This window comes from Halalkalibacter lacteus (genome assembly GCF_036663595.1).
Taxonomy (GTDB): Bacteria; Bacillota; Bacilli; order Bacillales; family Bacillaceae_D; genus Halalkalibacter; species Halalkalibacter lacteus.
In genome coordinates, this window is the sequence record NZ_JAWRVL010000004.1 from 73,660 (window position 1) to 92,758 (window position 19,099).

Consider the following 19,099-nt stretch of genomic DNA (forward strand, 5'->3'; position numbering starts at 1 on the left):
TATTAGGCTTTTACTGTTTTATCGATTCCACTAATTATAGCTTGTCGCTCATTCCAACTCATCCTAGGTAACTCGGTTTGAAGTTCGACCATATCAATGGCTCCATCTACAGGACAAACAATGGAACACAGGTTACATCCAACACAATCTTCTTCTCTTACTTGTAAGTATTTATTTCCTGCGGGATCTTTCAACATATCAATACATTGATGAGATGTATCTTCACAAGCGATATGACACTTGTTGCAATTAATACAGGTGTCCGTGTTGATTCGCGCTACCACTTTATGGTTTAAATCTAAATCACCCCAATCAGAGTACTTTTGCACAGATCTGCCAACTAATTCACTTACTGAAAACAACCCTTTCTCTTCTAGATAATTTGAAAGTCCATCAATCATGTCTTCAACAATCCTGAAACCATGGTGCATTGCAGCTGTACATACTTGTACATTTGAAGCTCCCATAAGCATGAACTCCACTGCGTTCTTCCAATCAGAAACTCCACCCATTCCAGAAATTGGTACATGGATCAGTGGATTTCTCGCACAATCTGCAACCATGTTAAGAGCAATTGGTTTCACAGCTGGTCCGCAATAGCCACCATGGGCCCCTTTCCCAGCAACATGAGGAATGGTATTCCAAGAGTCAATATCAACTCCGGCTAAACTATTGATCGTATTTATCATACTTACAGCATTCGCCCCACCTTTAACAGCTGCTTCAGCTGTAATGGTAATATCAGTAATATTGGGGGTTAACTTAACAATGACTGGTGTTTGCGCCACCTCTTTTACCCAATACGTCTGTTTTTCCACTAACTCTGGGATCTGACCAGAAGCTGATCCCATGCCACGCTCAGCCATTCCATGAGGGCAGCCAAAATTAAGCTCTAAGCCATCAACTCCAACAGCCTCTACTTGTTTAACGATTTCGTGCCATTTGTCCTGGTTCGGTTCAACCATTAATGAAGCAACAATCGTATGATTCGGAAACCGCTTTTTCGTCTCAGCTATTTCTTTTAAATTCACTTCTAATGGACGATCTGTTATTAATTCGATATTGTTGAATCCAGCTATTCTTTGACCGTTAAAACTCACTGCAGCAAATCTAGACGATACGTTCAAAATAGGGTCGCCTAACGTTTTCCATACAGCTCCTCCCCACCCAGCTTCGAATGCTCGCTGTACTTGATATCCTGAGTTTGTTGGTGGAGCAGACGCTAACCAAAACGGGTTCGGTGAGGTAATTCCCGCTAAATTCGTACGTAAATCGACCATATGATAACCTCCCTTATTTACGTCTATACAGTCTCGCTTGCCAATTCACTTGTCTTCTTATGGATTTGATAAGCGACTAGTTTTCCTTGTTGAGCTGCGGATACAACCATTGCTTCTCCTTGTCCTTTCCCAAAGATGACATCCCCACAGGCAAATACGCTTTCGTTCGACGTTTGAAAGGTTTCTTGATCAATTGTCACTACGCCATCTTTATGATTTAAACCGAACTGTTTGATCAAGTTGATGTATCGTGATTGTCCAATTGCTCGGATAACTATGTCCACATCAAGCAAAAATTCAGATCTATCAACTACAACTGGTCGTCTACGTCCATCTTCACTTGCTTCACCTAGGTCCATTTTCACGCATTCAAGACTTTTGATGTTTTCTTTTTCATCAAGAAGTATCCTTTTTGGTGCGGTCAACCAGCGGAACTCAACTCCTTCTTGTTTGGCAAATTCAAATTCAAATGGATAGGCTGTCATTTCTTCAGCCGTACGCCGATAAACAATTGAAACACTTTCTGCACCTAAACGTACAGAACATGTTGCCGCATCAATTGCTGTATTCCCAGCACCAATGACGGCTACCCTTTTTCCAATATATTGATCAGATAAAGGGTTCGACTTTGTTGCTTTTACAAAGTCAATCGCATCAAGAACTCCCTCTACCTCCTCACCTTCTATGCCAAGATATGGTACAGTCGCCATTCCGATAGCAAGTACAACTGCATCGTAGTTATCGACTAAATCTTTTGGTTGTATGTCTACTCCAACTCTTGTATTTGTTCGAATTTCAACATCTAGACTTTGCACTTGCTCCACTTCCCAAAATGAAACTGATTGAGGCAATCGAAACGAAACAATCCCGTACGTATTAAGACCACCAGCTTCTTTTTCAGCTTCAAAAATCGTTACTTTGTATCCTAACAATGCGAGTTCACGAGCAGCTGACAACCCAGCGGGCCCCCCACCAATGATCGCCACTGATTTTCCATTTTTTTGTCCTGCTTTAAAAAGTGCTTGCTCATTTTTTATCGCCCAATCCGTTGCATATCTTTGTAAGTTACCAATCATAATAGGTTTTGTTGAATGATTCAAAACACAGGACCCTTCACATAACTCTTCGGTTGGACATACTCGCGAACAGCTTGCACCAACGGGATTTTCCATCATTATTGTACGAGCTGATCCCTTCAGATTACCCGATGCAATTTTTTTAATAAATGATGGGATATCAATCCCAGTCGGACAAGCCTCAATACAGGGGGCATCATAACAATACAAACAACGGCTTGCCTCTTCTAAGGCCTCTTGCGCAGAGAGTCCGTTTTCTACTTCTTGAAAATTTCGTTCAAGATTATTATTGATTCGAGATTTTAGGTCTAGATTCATATAATCAACCTCCTTTTTAGCATAGGAAAGAGAAGTGATAAAAAACGTACTTATGTTTCGTGTCACTTCAAGAAAACAAAATAGTTAGATTTTTCAGAATCTACTTTCTAGTTTACTCACAATAAATAGAAACGTCATCAGACACAATGTTAAATACTACTCAAATAAAGAAGATCCTTTTTTACAACTTGTTACCTGATTTTTCTGAATTGTTTGTTCGTATCCTATCATGTCTTCCAACATCTTACTTTTACTTAAGAAGGTTTTCTAACACACTTTATTAACAAACCAATCCTTTTTAACAGAAAATTGTCATTTTCTCCAAACAAAAAGAGAGTGACCTAAGTCACCCTCCTCTTATCAAAAACTTAAAAATATAGCTCCGTACCCTAACCCGCCTAATATTACAAAAGCAGGATGAACTTTCCATTTTTCTAGCAACAAAAAGCCTAACACTAACAGAAGTAACGTATGCCATACTCCTGCTCCTTCATAAGAACTTTCTAAAAAGCGAAACGTTAGGACAGCTAATAAAATAGCAATAGTAGGACGGACAAGTGCTGTCATTCGTTTTACTTTTGGTGACTCTTTAAATTTATATAATATTCCAAGAAGCGTAATCATTAAAATCAACGATGGAGCTACAGTTGCAAATACTCCAACGACAGCGCCTAATACTCCACCAACCTCATAACCAATATAGCCAGCCATTTTCGTAGCAATAGGACCTGGCAATGCATTTCCCAACGCTAACACCTCACTGAACTCTGAAACCGTCATCCATTGATAACGAGTGACCACTTCATACTCGACTAACGGAATTGATGCTGGACCTCCACCATATCCAACAATTCCAGGGATGAAAAACGCAAGAAATAATTCCCAATAAATCATCTAGCTCACTCCCCTTTTCGCTCTTTTTTCTTCTTTTTTCTGTTTATTGGGCTTTAACAACGCATAAGAGAGCAAAAGAGCAATCAACAAACCTGGGTGTACATGCAACAGTTCTATTAGTAAAAAACTAGCTACTAAAAGTACAATGCTACCCTTATAACCGAGTCCTTCTTTCGATTTTTTGAAAAAGTCCCAAGTTAGAACAGCCATTAAGACAACAACAATTGGCATGACACCTCTAGTCATTCCAGCAACCCAAGGTTGATCTTTAAAAGATGCCAAGGTCGTTAACAACACGATCATCATAAGGATAGAAGGTACGATCGATGACAGCACCGCGTTAATCATTCCAAGCACACCAGCAACACGATAACCGATGTAACCAGCCATCTTTGTATTAATAGGACCTGGCAATGTATTCCCTAAAGCTAGAACATCACTGAATTCATCATCGTTCATCCACTTAAAAGTTTGGACTACTTCTTTATGAACAAGTGGAATTGCGGATGGTCCACCACCAAAACCTAACATTCCCGACCGAAAAAACGCGATAAATAAATGCAAATGTGTTTTCATTTATATGCCCCCCACATTGTATTGACTCCATTAATAACCAAGTGCAGAACCATCTCCTCTTGGATCAGATCCTCCAAGCTTCACATTGTTATTATTAATTAATATCGCACCTGCATGCCCCATAATATCCGTAAATTCGTCTACCACTTCTACATCATGACCTCCCTTCTCAAGCGAAGCGATCGCTTCCTTTGAAACACGCGATTCAATCTTTACATTGTTTGAACCCGCTCCCCAAGTTCGACCATATAACCACCTAGGTGCTTCAATGGCCGCTTGCACATCAAATTTGTAATCAATAATCCGTGTAACAAGTGCTGCTTGAGTTTGCGGTTGACCTTCTCCACCCATCGTTCCATAAACAAGATGAGGAGCATCTTCTTTTAACAACATGGCTGGGTTTAACGTGTGAAACGTTCTTTTATTTGGTTCTAAACAATTCACATGATTTCGATCTAATGAGAAGAAGCTTCCTCTATTTTGTAATAGAACACCTGTATTTTTGGGAATAATACCAGAACCAAAGTCGTGATAAATACTTTGAATAAACGATACCGCATTCCCTTCTTTATCGACTACACCAAACCAAACTGTGTCACCTTTGGGATCTAACTTTTTTTCCATTGCTTTTGAGAACTGTTTATTGATTTGATTTGCAAGTTCCATCCCATGTGATTTGGACAATAAATCCTCTAATGGTATATGTGAAAAGTCAGGATCAGTCAGCCAGTGGTCACGATCAGCAAATGCTAGTTTCGTAGCTTCAATCAACAAATGGTAATACTCACTTGACCCTTCTTCAATAGAAGATATATCAAAATTATTCAAAATATTTAAAATCGATAACGATGCCATTCCTTGTGTATTTGGCGGGAGGTTATAAGCTGTGTATCCCCTGTAATCAACAGATAGTGGATCTACCCAACTGGACCTGTGATGTTTAAAATCATTGAGCGTTAACAAACCCCCATTCGCCTGAAGATCGGCAACGATTTGACTTGCTATTTCCCCTTCATAGAAGGCTTTACTCCCCTGTTCAGCAATGATTTCCAACGTTCTTGCTAAATCAAGCTGCTTCATTCGGTCTCCTTTTTTGTACAAGGAACCGTCTTCTTTTAAAAACGTACGAGAAAATTCTGGGAAACGTTGCAGATTTCTAAAATCTCGATCTTTTTCATTTAGATTCACTTTTGTCCAATATTCTTGACTTGGTGTAACTCCAAACCCTTCTTTTGCATAAAGGATCGAGGACTGCAATAGTTCCTTCCATGAGAATGTGCTTGATAATGCTTCACTTGAATATCGATAGGCTTGGTCCCAGCCAGCTACTGCTCCAGGAACGGTATTAGCCGATAAATATCCTCTAGCAGGGATAGTACCTAATCCGCGCTCTTCATATAAAGAGATCATAGCGTTCTCCCCAGAACGGCCACTGCTATTCAGCGCTTTCACTTCTTTTGTCTTAGCATTATAAATTAACCAAAAATTGTCTCCTCCAATGCTATTCATATGAGGATAGACAACCGCAATGGTAGATGCTGCTGCAACAGCAGCTTCAACAGCATTTCCTCCGTTTTGTAACACATTCATCCCTGCTTGCGAAGCTAAATAATGAGGGGTTGTAATCATTCCATTTGGAGCCATAGTTGTTGCACGGTATGCTTGATCTCTTTTATAAGTCATTATGGACCACCTTTCTCCCTTCTCTCTCATATACACCATTATAATATCTTTTGTTAATTATTTTAAGTACTTTAATGAACAAAAAGTAACAAAAATTAAAAATACCATTACAAAAAGTTTATTATTAGTCACAATCAATTCCAAAAGAAAGTTGAATCGTTGTGACCTTAGAAGCAAGGGAAACTTCCTCTGCTATTTTTTAAAATGTGCTGTAGCAAGATTAGCTACTGAATTATTTACTATTATCACATTTGAACCACTTAGATCATGTACCTGCGTCGCATAAAAAAAGACCAGCCCTAAAAGGACTGGTACATAAATAGTACAAACTTGATTAATATGTGGGACTGTTTAACCAACCTTAAATGGCGCTACAGTACTTTTTATATACATAAGGAGAAGTCATTACGGAAAGAAGTGCACCATAGTCAAGGTTGAACGTTACTTCGTCCCCTACCAGTAAGTTACATTTTTTGGAATCGAGAACGGTGTGGTCGCTGCTTGAACCAAGAATTTCAATATCCAACATTGGTATTAGTCCTGCCACGAGTACGTCTTGATTTCCTACTCCAAGAATAACTCTACTCATTTGTCCACGATCTTGAAACTCTGGAAAGACTCCAAAAGCATTCTGTCCTATTTCTCCGTAAGGTAAAGATGGTTTTATTTTCGATTCAATAACTTCTGTAACGAAAGTAAACGCGTCTGTATATAATTCTGGAATAGGCATTCGGTTTAAGGTTTCACGTCCCAAATAAAGAGATTCGCCCAACCGTAAGTTATTAACTTTCCCAACACTTTCAGCTGTCATAAACCAATTATAATTAGCTGAGTTTCCACCTGATACATAGGAAAGAGGAAGAGAAAATTTCGTTTCAACTGCACCGGCTAGTGTAGATAATTCAATCATTTTTTGTTCGTTTGGTTTGACTCCGCCAAAACAAGCAAAGTTTACACCTATCCCTACAATGCTAATCCCTTGAAGTTTCAAGACCTCTTGAATAAAAGCTTCAAGATTTACAGGCATGATCCCTTCTCTTAAATCTCCCATTTCGATCATGAGAATAATCTTCTGCACAGTGTTGTATCCCAAAGCGGCTTCAGATAATTTTGTAATAACAGAAAGTTCGGTATTAATGCTAATATCAGCATTTTCTATAACCGAATCAATCTCACTTAATGCAGGTGATCGTAATAAAACAAAGTTTGCCTTAATTCCGGCATCACGCATTTTTTGGAGATTAACCAATTTCGAATCTGCGAGCATATGAATACCTTGTTCCAATAATATCTTTGCTATTTTTGGAGCTCCGCAAACGGTTTTTGTAACGCCCATTATCCCGATATTTTTAGAGCCATATATTTCGACTAGCTTCGCTGCATTATGGGCAATTTTAGCAAGGTTAATTTCGACACGTGGTGTATGGGGCTGGGTCAATTAAATAATACTTTTTTCTGTTTGCTTTTCAAGTTTGGATAAGTATCAAAGATAGAAGTGATCAGTTTGTCGCATCCAAATTTGAGAGCATCTGTCGTTGGAAGCTTAAGATCATCTTCATATTCTAAAATGGTGTTAGCAAGCTCTTCATCAGACATGTTTTCATGGTTGATCGTCACCGCGATCACTTTTGACTGTGAAAAGTTTTCAATGAGGTCGATCTCACTTTTTACCGTTGGCACTTTCATATAGCTGAAATCACCTAAATGTTCTCGTTTTGGCGCGTGTTGAATGATGACTGCCCCAGGCCTTGAACCTCTTATAATCCCACACGAACTTATATACGCAGGATGACTTAACGCTCCTTGACCTTCAACGATAATAATATCGGGTTTATCAGTTTCATAAGCTTTCATGATCTGGTTTTCAATTTCACCGGTCATAAACTGAGATGGAATCGCATCAATGGCAACACCGTATTTCGCGCCTTGTATTAACCCTGTTTGTCCCGTTGCAATAAAAGCGACATTTAAGCCCCTTTCAAGCAAGGCATCTTCAAGCAGTACCGACGTTGTTCGCTTACCTATTGCGCTATCGGTGCCAAGTACGGCTACGATCGGTGTATCGATGTTTAAAATCCGCCCTGAAAAAAGATGCATGTCCTTTTTTTGCGCAGGCTTTCTTATGTCATCGATTGTAATATTAAACTGTTTAGAAAGCTTTATAAATTCTTCATCATCTGTAAAAAATTCATGAAGAGGGTTTACGATATTCATTCCATGTTCCATCACTTTAAAAAGAAGATTTCTCTCATCCTCTTTCAAAAATGCTTCAGAAGGAGCTATTCCATATATGAATTGATTAGGGACACTCGGTAAATGTTCCAGCGCATGATTAAGGTTTTCGAATATAGGAATTCCATTTTTCTCTCCTAAAAGATAGTCACCAGAATCCATACCAACCTTTGTACTATCAATAACTCCAACAATTTCAAATTTCCTTGAGCTTCTAACCAATCCATTAGCCGTCTTTCCATCCATTGTTCCAAATTTATTTTCACAATATACTATTGCTGTTTCTTTCATAAGGCTTTTCCTCCCAAAATCTATTTTTACTGCTGTATCTCCGCGTAAAAGAGATTTTACATTTGGTCAAGAAAAAAACACCTGACCCGTATAGAAAATAGCCTATAAGTAAAAAAATGTAATTTTTTTCAGAATATACATAATATTCATACGTGTGTACAAGTATAGCATAGTAAACGAATAAGAGTTGGTTTTTTATTTCAAAGACTTTTTATAAAATCAAGTTCTAGCTAAAAAGCCCGGTTCATTTTAAGGATATAGTATTTAGAGGAACGGGTAACTCCATTATTATCCATAATTCCTCCTTGAATTGTCTTAGGAAATTGAAATTATAATAGGAAGGTCGTCTTTCTTCCTCATCCTCATAATGAGAACAATTACTGCCTTTTTCACTGTTATTTTGGAAATACAAAATAGCATACCAAAACTTATAAGATTTGATATGCCATTATGATGTTAGGATTATTTTCTCTGCAAATGAACTCAGTAGCCTCTTCCTCGTGAATCTTTCAAAGGTCAATTTTCATCCGGCTTAAGCATCATATAGCTTTTACTGATATTGACACAGTCAGCTCTTGTTCCGCATTTCCATAATATACACCCTTTAAAGGAGATACATCTGCGTAATCTCTCCCTGTCGCTACACAAATATGCTGATCCCGCGCTAGCATATTATTGGTTGGGTCAAATCCAACCCAACCATGCTTAGGAAAATAGACTTCCACCCAAGCGTGAGTCACTGAATCGCCACGCATTGCTACATCCTCCCCAGAATAAATATAACCACTTACATAACGCGCCGGAATCCCTTCATTCCGACAAACAGCAAGCATAAGATGGGTAAAATCCTGACAAACTCCTGTTTTCTTCTCAAAGGCTTCAGCTGCAATGCTTTTGACATCGGTTGTTCCTGGAACATATGCGAAATTTTCATAGATGTAAGTGTTTAACCTCTCCATAAACACATATCGGTTTACAGCAGTTCTATTCAATGTTTCGCTTATTATGTGTAACGCTTCTTTAGAAAGAAAGGTATAATTTGTCGGCATTAAAAATTCTGCAAAATCCTGTTTAAATTGAGGACTATTCATAATTTCTTCACTCTCATCACTCATGCTTATCGCTGTACTTCGATGATTTAACTCAATAACCGATCGCGTTTTCACATGCAGTTCTTCATGAGGAGCCCATATATAAAAAGTAACAACATCATTCTGCCAGTAATCACTATGTTCTGAACAAAAAGCTTCAGGACTAATCGTTTGTTCATATGAAAGAACCTTTTGATTTTCACTTGATATTGGTTTAAAGATGCTTTGATTAATACTCTGCCTTATCGGCATACTGTATTGGTAATGAGTGCTTTGAAGCACTTCGTATTTCATAATGATTTAATCTCTCCTAAGTAGTAAGTATCCATAATAGCAATTCCTACATCATCACATAATTGTTGAAGCTTTTGGAAATAGTCATGAATGGCAAGAGAGCTATGGTCAAGTGATTCATAACTAACTTCATTTAATAATCCATGTAACTTATTATGTAGTCCTTCTGTATAGCGATTCACTCCATCCCTTTCTAATTTTTCAAATGCATATAATAATCGTTTTACATTAAAGTTTGCCGAACGCGGGAGGCTCTCATCAAAAATCAAATAATTAATAACCTGTATCGGCTCAATAAAAGCATGGTACTTTTGCAAATAAGATTCATACCCTCCCAATGTATTTAAAACAGCACTCCAATAATGATAATTTATACTATCTTTATTATCTCGTGCACTGATTTTTTTATGATAATAAACGTCAAGAGTTCTCGATAGTTTCCTTAACCTTTCTAAATGTTTTCCGAACATAATAAATGAATACGATTCGCCTCTAGGCATTAGTCCAGTAATAATCCCTTGAAATTGAAAAGACTTCTCAAGTATCATCTGAAAAAAGTCATTTAATTGTTCGATCGTTACATCTTTTACCGGAAATGCTCGGATTTTCAAATAAAGATCATTAATGACTTCCCACAATTCGATTGGAATAATTTCTCGAATTCCCTTTGCATTCTCTCTTGCAATTGAAATGCACGAGTTAATCGAACTTGCATTCTTCTTCGAGAAGGCAATATATTGAATAACAGATGAGCGATTGCACTCAGAATACGATCCGTAAAAATGAGTAATATCTCCTGATATTTTTACTAAATCCTCCCAATTATCTTCTCCTTCTATTTTCTGGTTATTGTTCTCTAAAATACTAACTAATCGAACTGATAACAATTTCGTGATATTATCCGCTCGTTCCATGTTTAGTGACAACCAATACAATGAATCTGCTACACGACTTAACATATGCATCCCTCTTCTCTATTGTAACTTATTCTAACACCCACGTATCTTTCCCTCCGCCACCTTGCGAGGAGTTCACTACAAGTGACCCTTTTCGTAAGGCTACACGCGTTAATCCACCAGGTACGACATGCGGAGTTTCATTGAGTACGACAAAAGCTCGCAAGTCAATATGTCTTCCTTTTATTCCTTCATCTGTAAAGGTCGGTGATTGAGAAAGGGAAATCGTTGGCTGAGCAATAAAAGCTTCAGGATTTTTGATTATCTTCTTACGGAAAATTACTTTCTCTTCCTCTGTGGCTTGAGGACCAATCAGCATGTTATAACCACCTGATGAGTTTCGCTCTTTAAACACTAATTCATCAAGATTAGCTAGAGCATACTCATAATCTGCCTTGTTTGACAACTGATACGTTTTCACATTTTGTAAGATCGGCTCTTCCTTTAAATAGAATCGGATCATATCTGGTACGTACGCATAAGTTGCCTTATCATCGGCAACCCCATTGCCAACCCCATTGGCTACCGAAACATTTCCAGCTCGGTATGCATCCATTAAACCTGCAACTCCGATTAATGAATCTTCTCGGAACACAAGAGGATCCAAGAAATCATCATCAATCCGTCGATAAATCACATCTACTTGCTTTAATCCTTTTGTCGTTTTCATATAGACGACTTGGTTGTTTACAATTAAATCACGGCTTTCTACTAATTCTATTCCCATTTCTTTAGCAAGGAAACTATGGTCATAATAAGCTGAATTATAAACACCAGGAGTGAGTAAAACAATCGTTGGCTGCTTTTTTTGATTAGGTGCAATATATTTTAAAGCTTCATGCATTTCATGTAATTGATTTTCTAATGACTCAATCGAATAATCGTTAAAAAGATCAGGAAATAACTTTCTCATTACAAACCGGTTTTGAAACACATATGAAAGTCCAGACGGGTTTCTAATATTATCCTCTAGAACTAAATAGTTTCCCTCATCATCGCGAATTAAATCAATGCCTGCTATAAAGATATGATTTTTCTTCGGCACTTTAATGCCATGCACTTGGTGATAAAAATGAGGCGAGGTAACGACTAAGTCTCGAGGGACTACTCCTTGTTTTAAAATTTCTTGTTCCGTATATATATCTTCTAAAAACGCATTAAGCGCTAAAACCCTTTGTTGCAAACCTTTTTCAACGACATTCCAATCTTCTTTTGAAATAATTCGAGGTAACGGGTCAAATGGCATCGTTCTCTCTGTACCTTCTGAATTATTGTAGACCGTGAAGGTAATTCCTTGACGAATAAAATTTTGTTGTGCTAATTGATAACGTGACTCCACAATCTTTTTGTCTAGTAGCGAGATATTATCATACAACGCTTGATAATGTGTATGGGGAGATTCTTTTTCAGCAAACATTTCATCATAAAAATCAATTGAAACATCGTAATTTTTTATCAAAAGAAGCACCTACCTTAGGAGTTTACTTTAAAGAATTCGACAATAAATTTAGTAACCCTCTTCATTTTTTTCAATATTATGTAAGATCTTTTAACAAAAAACATACCTACAAAAAGAAAAAAGCTCAGTACAAGACTGAACTTCAATAAAGTATTAGGTGGAGACAGGCAATGGACGTAGATAATCTTATTTATCAAATAACTTGCTATCGTCCCTTTATACCAAGTAAACTTTCTTATTTCTCTCAGCCTCTTTCATTCACTAGCTGAGTACACATTCCAAAGTAATAGCCTTTTTCTTTCAGTAGCTGATTATGCGTTCCTTTTTCAAATAATTGACCATCCTTTAACACCAATATTTGGTCTGCTTGTTTAATAGTGTTTAGCCTGTGAGCTATAACAAAACTTGTCCGTCCTCTCATGAGCCTATACAGGGCTTCTTGTATCTTGATTTCAGTAATGGTATCAATACTACTCGTCGCTTCATCTAAAATGAGGATAGAAGGACTAGCTAACATAACCCTTGCAATTGAAAGCAATTGCTTTTGTCCTTGACTTATTCCACTTCCATCTTGATCAAGAACGGTATCATACCCTTTTGGAAGTTTATGAATAAATGAATGTGCATTGGCAAGCTTAGCTGCCTCTTCTACTGCTTCATCACTTGCTTCTAATTTACCATAACGAATGTTCTCCCTAATTGTTCCTTGGAAAAGGTACGAATCTTGAAGCACAAACCCAGTATGTTGACGAAGAGAATTTCGGTTCAAATCTCTAATATCATATCCATCGATCGTAATAACACCATCCTCAGGTTCATAAAACCGTGAAAGCAAATTAATAATCGTTGTCTTGCCTGCTCCCGTTGGCCCTACAAGAGCGACTGTCTCACCTTCAGTCACGTCAAAACGAACATTTGATATCGTCTTTTGATCTTCTTCATACGAAAATGACACATTCAAAAAGGAGACGTTTCCTTTTATTTCTTTCAGCTCAATGGCCCCAATCTTATCTTTCTCCTCTTCTTCATCAATTACATCAAATACTCGCTCCGCACCTGCCACCGCTGAAAGAAGCGTATTAAACTGATTAGCAAGATCATTTAAAGGGCGCGTAAATTGTCTGGAGTACTCCGCAAAAATAACAATAACTCCAATCGTAATCATGTCATTAAATGCTAGAATCCCACCAATTCCAGCTATGAAAGCAAAACTTAAATTATTTAAAACGTTCATTAATTTCGGAATAAATCCTGAATACGTTTGCGCCCAAAAACTAGCGCCTTTAAGACGCTCATTTTTCTCTTTAAAGCGCTCAATCACATGTTGCTCTTTTGAAAAGGTTTTAACTATTTTTTGCCCTGTAATTGTTTCCTCAATATAACCGTTCACTTCCCCGAGATGCCTTTGCTGCTCTTTAAAAAACAAACCAGTTCGACGTGTAATCCACTTCATCCCAAAAGCCATTAAAGGAACAACAGCTAGTGTAACCACTTATATTATTTGTTATTAAATAATTATCAATCGCCATACCGATCAAGAAAGGCCCTAGCAAACTAAAGAAGGAACTTAAAACAACCATCAAAATACACTAAAAGTAAATAGCGCTTATGTACAGCAAGGTAAGCCCATATCCGCTTCAACGTACTTTTCCAGTTCTTTGGTTTTGATTTCGCACTTGAGTTCTTTTCGCTGTTCACACTAGAATCAGTCAATGCAATCCTTCTATATTGAAAGGGCTTCGTTAGTTGATTAGACATCTTGAAATACCTCCTCTCTCATTTGCGATTGATGGATTTGCTGATAAAGATGAGACTGTTGCAATAGTTGCTCATGATTCCCTTCTGCTACTTTTTGTCCGTCATCAAGAAGAATAATCTTATCTGCGTTCATTGCTGTACTAAGTTTTTGTGTAACAATTAACGTTGTACATGTATAGTTTTTTAATGCTTTTAGGAACTCCGCTTCTGTCTTAACATCTAATGCACTTGTGCTGTCATCTAATAACAACACTTTCGGCTTACGAATTAGTGCTCTTGCAATCGATAGACGCTGCTTTTGACCACCAGATAAGTTCACTCCTTTTTGACCAAGTTTTGTCTCATATTGATTTGGTAATGATTCAATTACATCATGAATTTGCGCATGCTTTGCGGCTTCAATTACCTCATCTAGCGTCGCTTCATCATGTCCCCATTGTATGTTCTCTTTGACGGTACCTGAAATCAGAAAAAATTCCTGCGGGACATATCCAATTTGCCGACGTAAATGCTCTGGCTCGAACGTTTTAATATTATTGCCATCTAGTACTATTTGACCTTCACTTACTTCATACAACTTAGGGATAAGTTGAAAAAGAGTTGATTTCCCTGATCCTGTTGCTCCTAAAATAGCCAATGTCTCTCCTTGATTTGCGGTAAAAGAAAGATCATTAAGAACATTCATTTTCATGTCAGGGTAATGAAAAGATACATGGTCAAATTTAATTTCCCCACCAACTATTTTCAAAGAAGGATCCTGTCGTTCTTTTACTATATTCATTTCAGATTTATCATCGTCTAATACATCAGCAATTCGCTCTGCTGATGCCTTTGCTCTAGAAAACACAATAATAATCATAGAGAAAACCGTTAAAGCAGATGTGATGCGAGTTGCATAGTTAACGATTGCTACAATTTCCCCAACTTTGGCACCACCTGAATTCACTTCAAAACTACCAAACCAAAGGATCGCCATAATTCCTACATTCATTAACAACAATAATATTGGCATAGCTACTTCCATTAATCTGAGAGCCGACACCGTTTTTTCCATCAACGCTTCATTGCTTTTTTTGAATCTCTTGCCTTCATAGTTATGCCTGACAAACACTTTCACTAACCTCATCGCAGTAAGGTTCTCACGCATCACATGGTTTACACCATCCAACTTTGCTTGGACTAGACTAAAAAGAGATCCTCCTTTTTTCATCATCCAAATGAGAAACAGAACAATGAGCGGAATCATGAAGACAAGAATTAACGCTATTTTCGCATTCACAAAAAGGGCCATTATCGTCCCGCCGATAATAAGCAGCGGAGCCCGTAACATGATACGCAAGCTCATAAAGATCGTATTTTGTATTTGCGTTACATCATTCGTTAACCTTGTAATGAGTGATGATGTTTGAAACCTTTGTAACTGAGTAAAGGAAAAGGTTTGAATTCGTTTATACAAGTTTGACCTTAGATCAAATCCAGTACTTTGGCTAACATGCGCTGCATAAAAAGAATTAATCACACCAGACACAAAAGCGAGCAATGACATTCCAATCATTAAAGCTCCCCATCGTGTAATGGCAGCTAAATCTTCTTGCATAATGCCATCGTCAATGATTTTGGCAAGTAATAATGGATGGATAAGTTCGACTGTTAATTCAATCAACATTAATGTTAATGCTATGAAAACGGGAAATTTGTATGGCCTTAAAAAGGAAAAAACATTTGACATAACTTTCCTCCAGCACTAGTATCTATATACAGTTTATTTTTCGTTAAGCGAAATAACGACGTCTCTCATATCATAGCGTATTTATAGATTCTCTAACAATAATTTTGAATTATTAACATTTAATCCAAAAAAACAGCAGCATTGTCCCGCTACTGTTTTTTTGGATTAAATGTTAATTTTCCACCTTTGATAAAGCGCTTTCTTTTACATCTTTATTAAATAAATACGTTGGGTAATATCCACTTAAAACATCAGCAACATTCTCGGCAACTTTCCGTTTTAATTCAAGTTGTGCCTCTTCTGAATACCATGCTACATGAGGATTTAAAATAACATTGTCCATAGAAAGCAGTGGATTATTTTCTTGAATTGGCTCTTCCTCTACAACATCAAGGCCAGCTCCGGCAATTTTGCCTTCTTGCAAAGCAGCAATTAAAGCTTTTTCACAAATAACAGGACCCCTTGATGTATTAATAATAAAGGCTTCTTTTTTCATCGCATTAAATTGTTCTTCACCAATCATCCCTTTTGTGCTTTCAATTAAAGGTGCATGAACCGAGATAAAATCAGCACGGGTACATAAATCATTTAATTCCAATAGTTCAACATGTAATTCATCAGCGACATTCTTTGGAACAAATGGGTCATATGCAACTACTTTTAACCCAAATGCCTGTGCCTTTTTCGCTAACGATTGTGGGATTCTTCCAAGACCAATCAACCCAAGCACTTTGCCTCTCAACCTAAAAATCGGCATACTAACTTTAAAATCCCAATGATGATTTTTGACAGCTTCGTTTAAAAGTACAACTTTTCTAGCACATGCCATGAGAAGAGCAAATGCATGATCTGACACTTCATCCATACAATAGTCTGTTACATTTCCTACAATGATTCCATGTTCTGTTGCAGCATCAACATCAATTGTATTCACGCCTACTCCGTAACGAGATATCACTTTACAGTTTGTCAGATTTTCAATTACTTTTCTCGTAATTGGTGCGTACTGATTAATGATTCCATCAGCATCTTTCGCCGCCTCTATCACTTCTTCCTCCGTTTTGCATTGGACGGCTACAAATTCCACACCAATTTTCTCTAATACTTCTTTTTCTGGAGCTAATGAATCATATTCAAAATCAGTCACAACGACTTTAAAAGTATCTTTACTCATTTGTCCCTCCTTCTACTTACTATAAACTTTACCATTCTGCTACTGTTCCATCCTTATGACGCCAAACTGGATTTTTCCAGTTATGACCTACTTCCGCCATTTTTCTAACGTGCTCTTCATTGATTGATATTCCGAGTCCTGGCGACTGAGGGATTTTCACATGACCATCCTCGTAATCAAAAACAGTCGCATCTGATAGGTAATCCAATAAGTCACTTTCTTCTTTAGTCATTCCCATCTATTGTTTCTTACGAACGTACATTTTTAATAGCTGTAACAAACTCCTTGGATTTAGCAGTAAGTTCAACTAAATACTCATCGTTTATTTCACGTTTCGTGTCCACAAGCGAACTTCCTAAACCAACAGCTACTCCTCCAGCTTTGATATATTCTGAAACATTTGATAAATCAACTCCACCTGTTGGCATAAGAGGAATATGCGGGAGTGGACCATGGACATCTTTTAAATATTTTGGCCCAAAAACATTGGCTGGGAACACTTTTATGACATCGGAACCGTTTTCATATGCTGTTAAAATTTCTGTAGGCGTTAACGCCCCAGCAATACTAATCACCCCATATCTCTTTGTAAGACGAATCGTCTCTACATTAACCGTTGGAGAAAAAATAAATTTTGCCCCTGCCATAATTGCTGCTCGAGCTGTTTCTGGATCCAGTACCGTTCCTGCTCCAACAATGACATCGTCTAATTCTTCAGAAACTTGTTTGATTAACGTTAAGACATTAGGTGTCTCTACCGTAATTTCTAATGTTTTAACTCCCCCGTCACGCAAAGCCTTCGCTATTGAAAGAATCGTTTCCGGTTTTGCCCCTCTGATTATCGCTACAACACCATTGTTTTGAATCTCTTGTAATAAACTCATCTTTGTTCTTCCTCCATTTCTGTATTAACGGCTAACATCGTCTGCAGGCTTTTGAATAAATCTATCTATCTCTTCTTTTTCAGGCAATCCTTCAACATCCCCATTTACCATCGGCACAATGGCACCAACTGCGTTACCTCGTTGAACAGCTTCATATATAGGTAAGCTATCTAACATCCTAGACATAAACCCTGCAGCAAATCCGTCCCCCGCACCCACTGGATCAATAACTCTATCGACATGAAATCCCAGAACTAACTGACTCTCTTTATTCGTAAAGTAGTAAGCTCCTTGGGCCCCGACCTTAAGGGTTACCAAGTCTGCACCATGATCGAGAAACAATTGTCCTAAAATTTCAGGATCCGTTTCTCCGAACAAAAACTCTCCTTCAGCTACTCCTGGGAGAACAATATCTGCTTGTGCAGCAATTTTTAATAGAACTTCACGTGCTCGGTCTTCACTCCAAAGTTTTTTTCGTAAGTTTCGATCAAACACAATCTTGAGCCCGTGTTTTTTTGCAACAGTAATCGCCTCAAAAATCATTTCAGCACAATTTTCACTAAGGGCTTGGGTAATTCCTGAAATATGTAAATACTTCGCTTCTGCGATATAGCTTTCATGTAAATCTTCTTTTGTTAACTGACTTGCAGCAGAGCCTGTCCGATAATATTGAATTCTAATATCAGATAAATTTCTAATCTCTTTAAAATAAAGACCTGTCGGCGCTGTCCGATCAACTTTCACTTTACTTTCATCAACGCCTTCCCCTCTAATAAAAGTAAGCATCGCCTTTCCTAATTCATCATCCCCCTACAGCACTAATCCATCCAGCTTTATGACCCAATCTGGAAACACCAATGGCAAAATTAGATTCTGCTCCACCAAACTTCCTTAAAATTGGTTTGCATATCTCATCGCTCCGGTTGTATCCGGTGTAAATAAAACCATTGTTTCACCAATTGTTACAATGTCCACGTTTCTCTCCTCCATATTGTTACATTATCAATTTCTAAAAAGAAATGGTTAAGATAACCATTTCTTTTTATCATGTTAAAAACGCTACAACTTCGCGTAATGCTACCTCACTATCTTCACCTATTGCTCGGACAGTTAGACGATCTCCATTACGAAGTTGCAAGGTTATAAGACCAAGAAAACTTTTCAAATTCACTTCAACGACTGTTCCACGCACGAGCTTTTTCAAAAAAATCTCTGACTGAAATGGTTGGATTAGTTGACTCAAACCTATGATTGTTTGTTCTTCAGAAATATTAACCGTAACTTCCTGCGCATGTTCATTTGACATATGTTTTCCTCCTTATGGTTAGGGTATGATCTCACTTAGTAAGCTTAATGTCTTAATCCCAGTTTAATACACCCATATGTGCAGATACAAAAGACGGG

Annotated in this window: 14 protein-coding genes and 3 pseudogenes; all 17 read right to left on the reverse strand. The window is 37.7% G+C overall.

The window, feature by feature from the left end:
* Nucleotides 1–2 precede the first annotated feature (2 nt).
* The 17 genes and pseudogenes from preA to SAZ04_RS04440 all read right to left on the reverse strand — a co-directional run bounded on the left by preA (nucleotide 3) and on the right by SAZ04_RS04440 (nucleotide 19,001).
* Nucleotides 3–1,280, reverse strand: coding sequence for an NAD-dependent dihydropyrimidine dehydrogenase subunit PreA (gene preA / locus SAZ04_RS04360; protein ID WP_332691627.1), 1,278 nt, complete (start codon nucleotides 1,278–1,280; stop codon nucleotides 3–5).
* A 23-nt stretch (nucleotides 1,281–1,303) separates the two neighbouring features.
* Complete coding sequence (locus tag SAZ04_RS04365) at nucleotides 1,304–2,674, reverse strand: NAD(P)-dependent oxidoreductase (RefSeq protein ID WP_332691630.1); 1,371 nt, start codon at nucleotides 2,672–2,674, stop codon at nucleotides 1,304–1,306.
* A 360-nt stretch (nucleotides 2,675–3,034) separates the two neighbouring features.
* Nucleotides 3,035–3,568 carry a chromate transporter gene (locus SAZ04_RS04370; protein ID WP_332691633.1) on the reverse strand — a complete coding sequence of 178 codons (534 nt, stop codon included), beginning with the start codon at nucleotides 3,566–3,568 and terminating at the stop codon, nucleotides 3,035–3,037.
* A complete protein-coding gene (locus tag SAZ04_RS04375; RefSeq protein WP_332691636.1) occupies nucleotides 3,569–4,144 on the reverse strand; it encodes a chromate transporter in 576 nt (191 codons plus the stop codon).
* A gap of 30 nt (nucleotides 4,145–4,174) precedes the next feature.
* Complete coding sequence (gene ggt / locus SAZ04_RS04380; RefSeq protein ID WP_332691639.1) at nucleotides 4,175–5,827, reverse strand: gamma-glutamyltransferase; 1,653 nt, start codon at nucleotides 5,825–5,827, stop codon at nucleotides 4,175–4,177.
* Nucleotides 5,828–6,188: 361 nt separating this feature from the next.
* Entirely contained in the window at nucleotides 6,189–7,265 is a 1,077-nt protein-coding gene (locus SAZ04_RS04385; protein ID WP_332691642.1) for an alanine/ornithine racemase family PLP-dependent enzyme, read from the reverse strand.
* Nucleotides 7,262–8,350: an N-acetyltransferase DgcN family protein gene (locus SAZ04_RS04390; RefSeq protein WP_332691645.1), complete on the reverse strand. Its 1,089-nt coding sequence runs from the start codon at nucleotides 8,348–8,350 to the stop codon at nucleotides 7,262–7,264. The genes SAZ04_RS04385 and SAZ04_RS04390 overlap by 4 nt, the downstream gene beginning before the upstream one ends.
* Before the next feature lie 539 nt (nucleotides 8,351–8,889).
* Nucleotides 8,890–9,735 carry a transglutaminase family protein gene (locus tag SAZ04_RS04395; RefSeq protein ID WP_332691648.1) on the reverse strand — a complete coding sequence of 282 codons (846 nt, stop codon included), beginning with the start codon at nucleotides 9,733–9,735 and terminating at the stop codon, nucleotides 8,890–8,892.
* A complete protein-coding gene (locus SAZ04_RS04400; RefSeq protein WP_332691651.1) occupies nucleotides 9,732–10,694 on the reverse strand; it encodes an alpha-E domain-containing protein in 963 nt (320 codons plus the stop codon). Before SAZ04_RS04400 ends, SAZ04_RS04395 begins: the two co-directional genes overlap by 4 nt.
* A gap of 25 nt (nucleotides 10,695–10,719) precedes the next feature.
* Complete coding sequence (locus SAZ04_RS04405) at nucleotides 10,720–12,159, reverse strand: circularly permuted type 2 ATP-grasp protein (protein ID WP_431308956.1); 1,440 nt, start codon at nucleotides 12,157–12,159, stop codon at nucleotides 10,720–10,722.
* 235 nt (nucleotides 12,160–12,394) lie between these two features.
* Nucleotides 12,395–13,908: pseudogene (locus tag SAZ04_RS04410) on the reverse strand (ABC transporter ATP-binding protein).
* Nucleotides 13,901–15,637, reverse strand: a complete 1,737-nt coding sequence (locus tag SAZ04_RS04415; protein WP_332691656.1) for an ABC transporter ATP-binding protein — start codon at nucleotides 15,635–15,637, stop codon at nucleotides 13,901–13,903. The pseudogene SAZ04_RS04410 and the gene SAZ04_RS04415 overlap by 8 nt, the downstream one beginning before the upstream one ends.
* Nucleotides 15,638–15,809: 172 nt before the next feature.
* Nucleotides 15,810–16,811 (reverse strand): C-terminal binding protein, encoded by a 1,002-nt coding sequence (locus tag SAZ04_RS04420; protein WP_332691659.1) that lies wholly within the window; start codon nucleotides 16,809–16,811, stop codon nucleotides 15,810–15,812.
* Between the two features lie 28 nt (nucleotides 16,812–16,839).
* Nucleotides 16,840–17,028 (reverse strand): annotated as a pseudogene (locus SAZ04_RS04425) (galactonate dehydratase); the annotation flags it as partial.
* A 31-nt stretch (nucleotides 17,029–17,059) separates the two neighbouring features.
* Nucleotides 17,060–17,695: a bifunctional 4-hydroxy-2-oxoglutarate aldolase/2-dehydro-3-deoxy-phosphogluconate aldolase gene (locus SAZ04_RS04430; protein ID WP_332691662.1), complete on the reverse strand. Its 636-nt coding sequence runs from the start codon at nucleotides 17,693–17,695 to the stop codon at nucleotides 17,060–17,062.
* Between the two features lie 24 nt (nucleotides 17,696–17,719).
* Nucleotides 17,720–18,670 (reverse strand): annotated as a pseudogene (locus tag SAZ04_RS04435) (sugar kinase).
* A gap of 70 nt (nucleotides 18,671–18,740) precedes the next feature.
* A complete protein-coding gene (locus tag SAZ04_RS04440; protein WP_332691665.1) occupies nucleotides 18,741–19,001 on the reverse strand; it encodes an HPr family phosphocarrier protein in 261 nt (86 codons plus the stop codon).
* Between the last annotated feature and the right edge of the window lie 98 nt (nucleotides 19,002–19,099).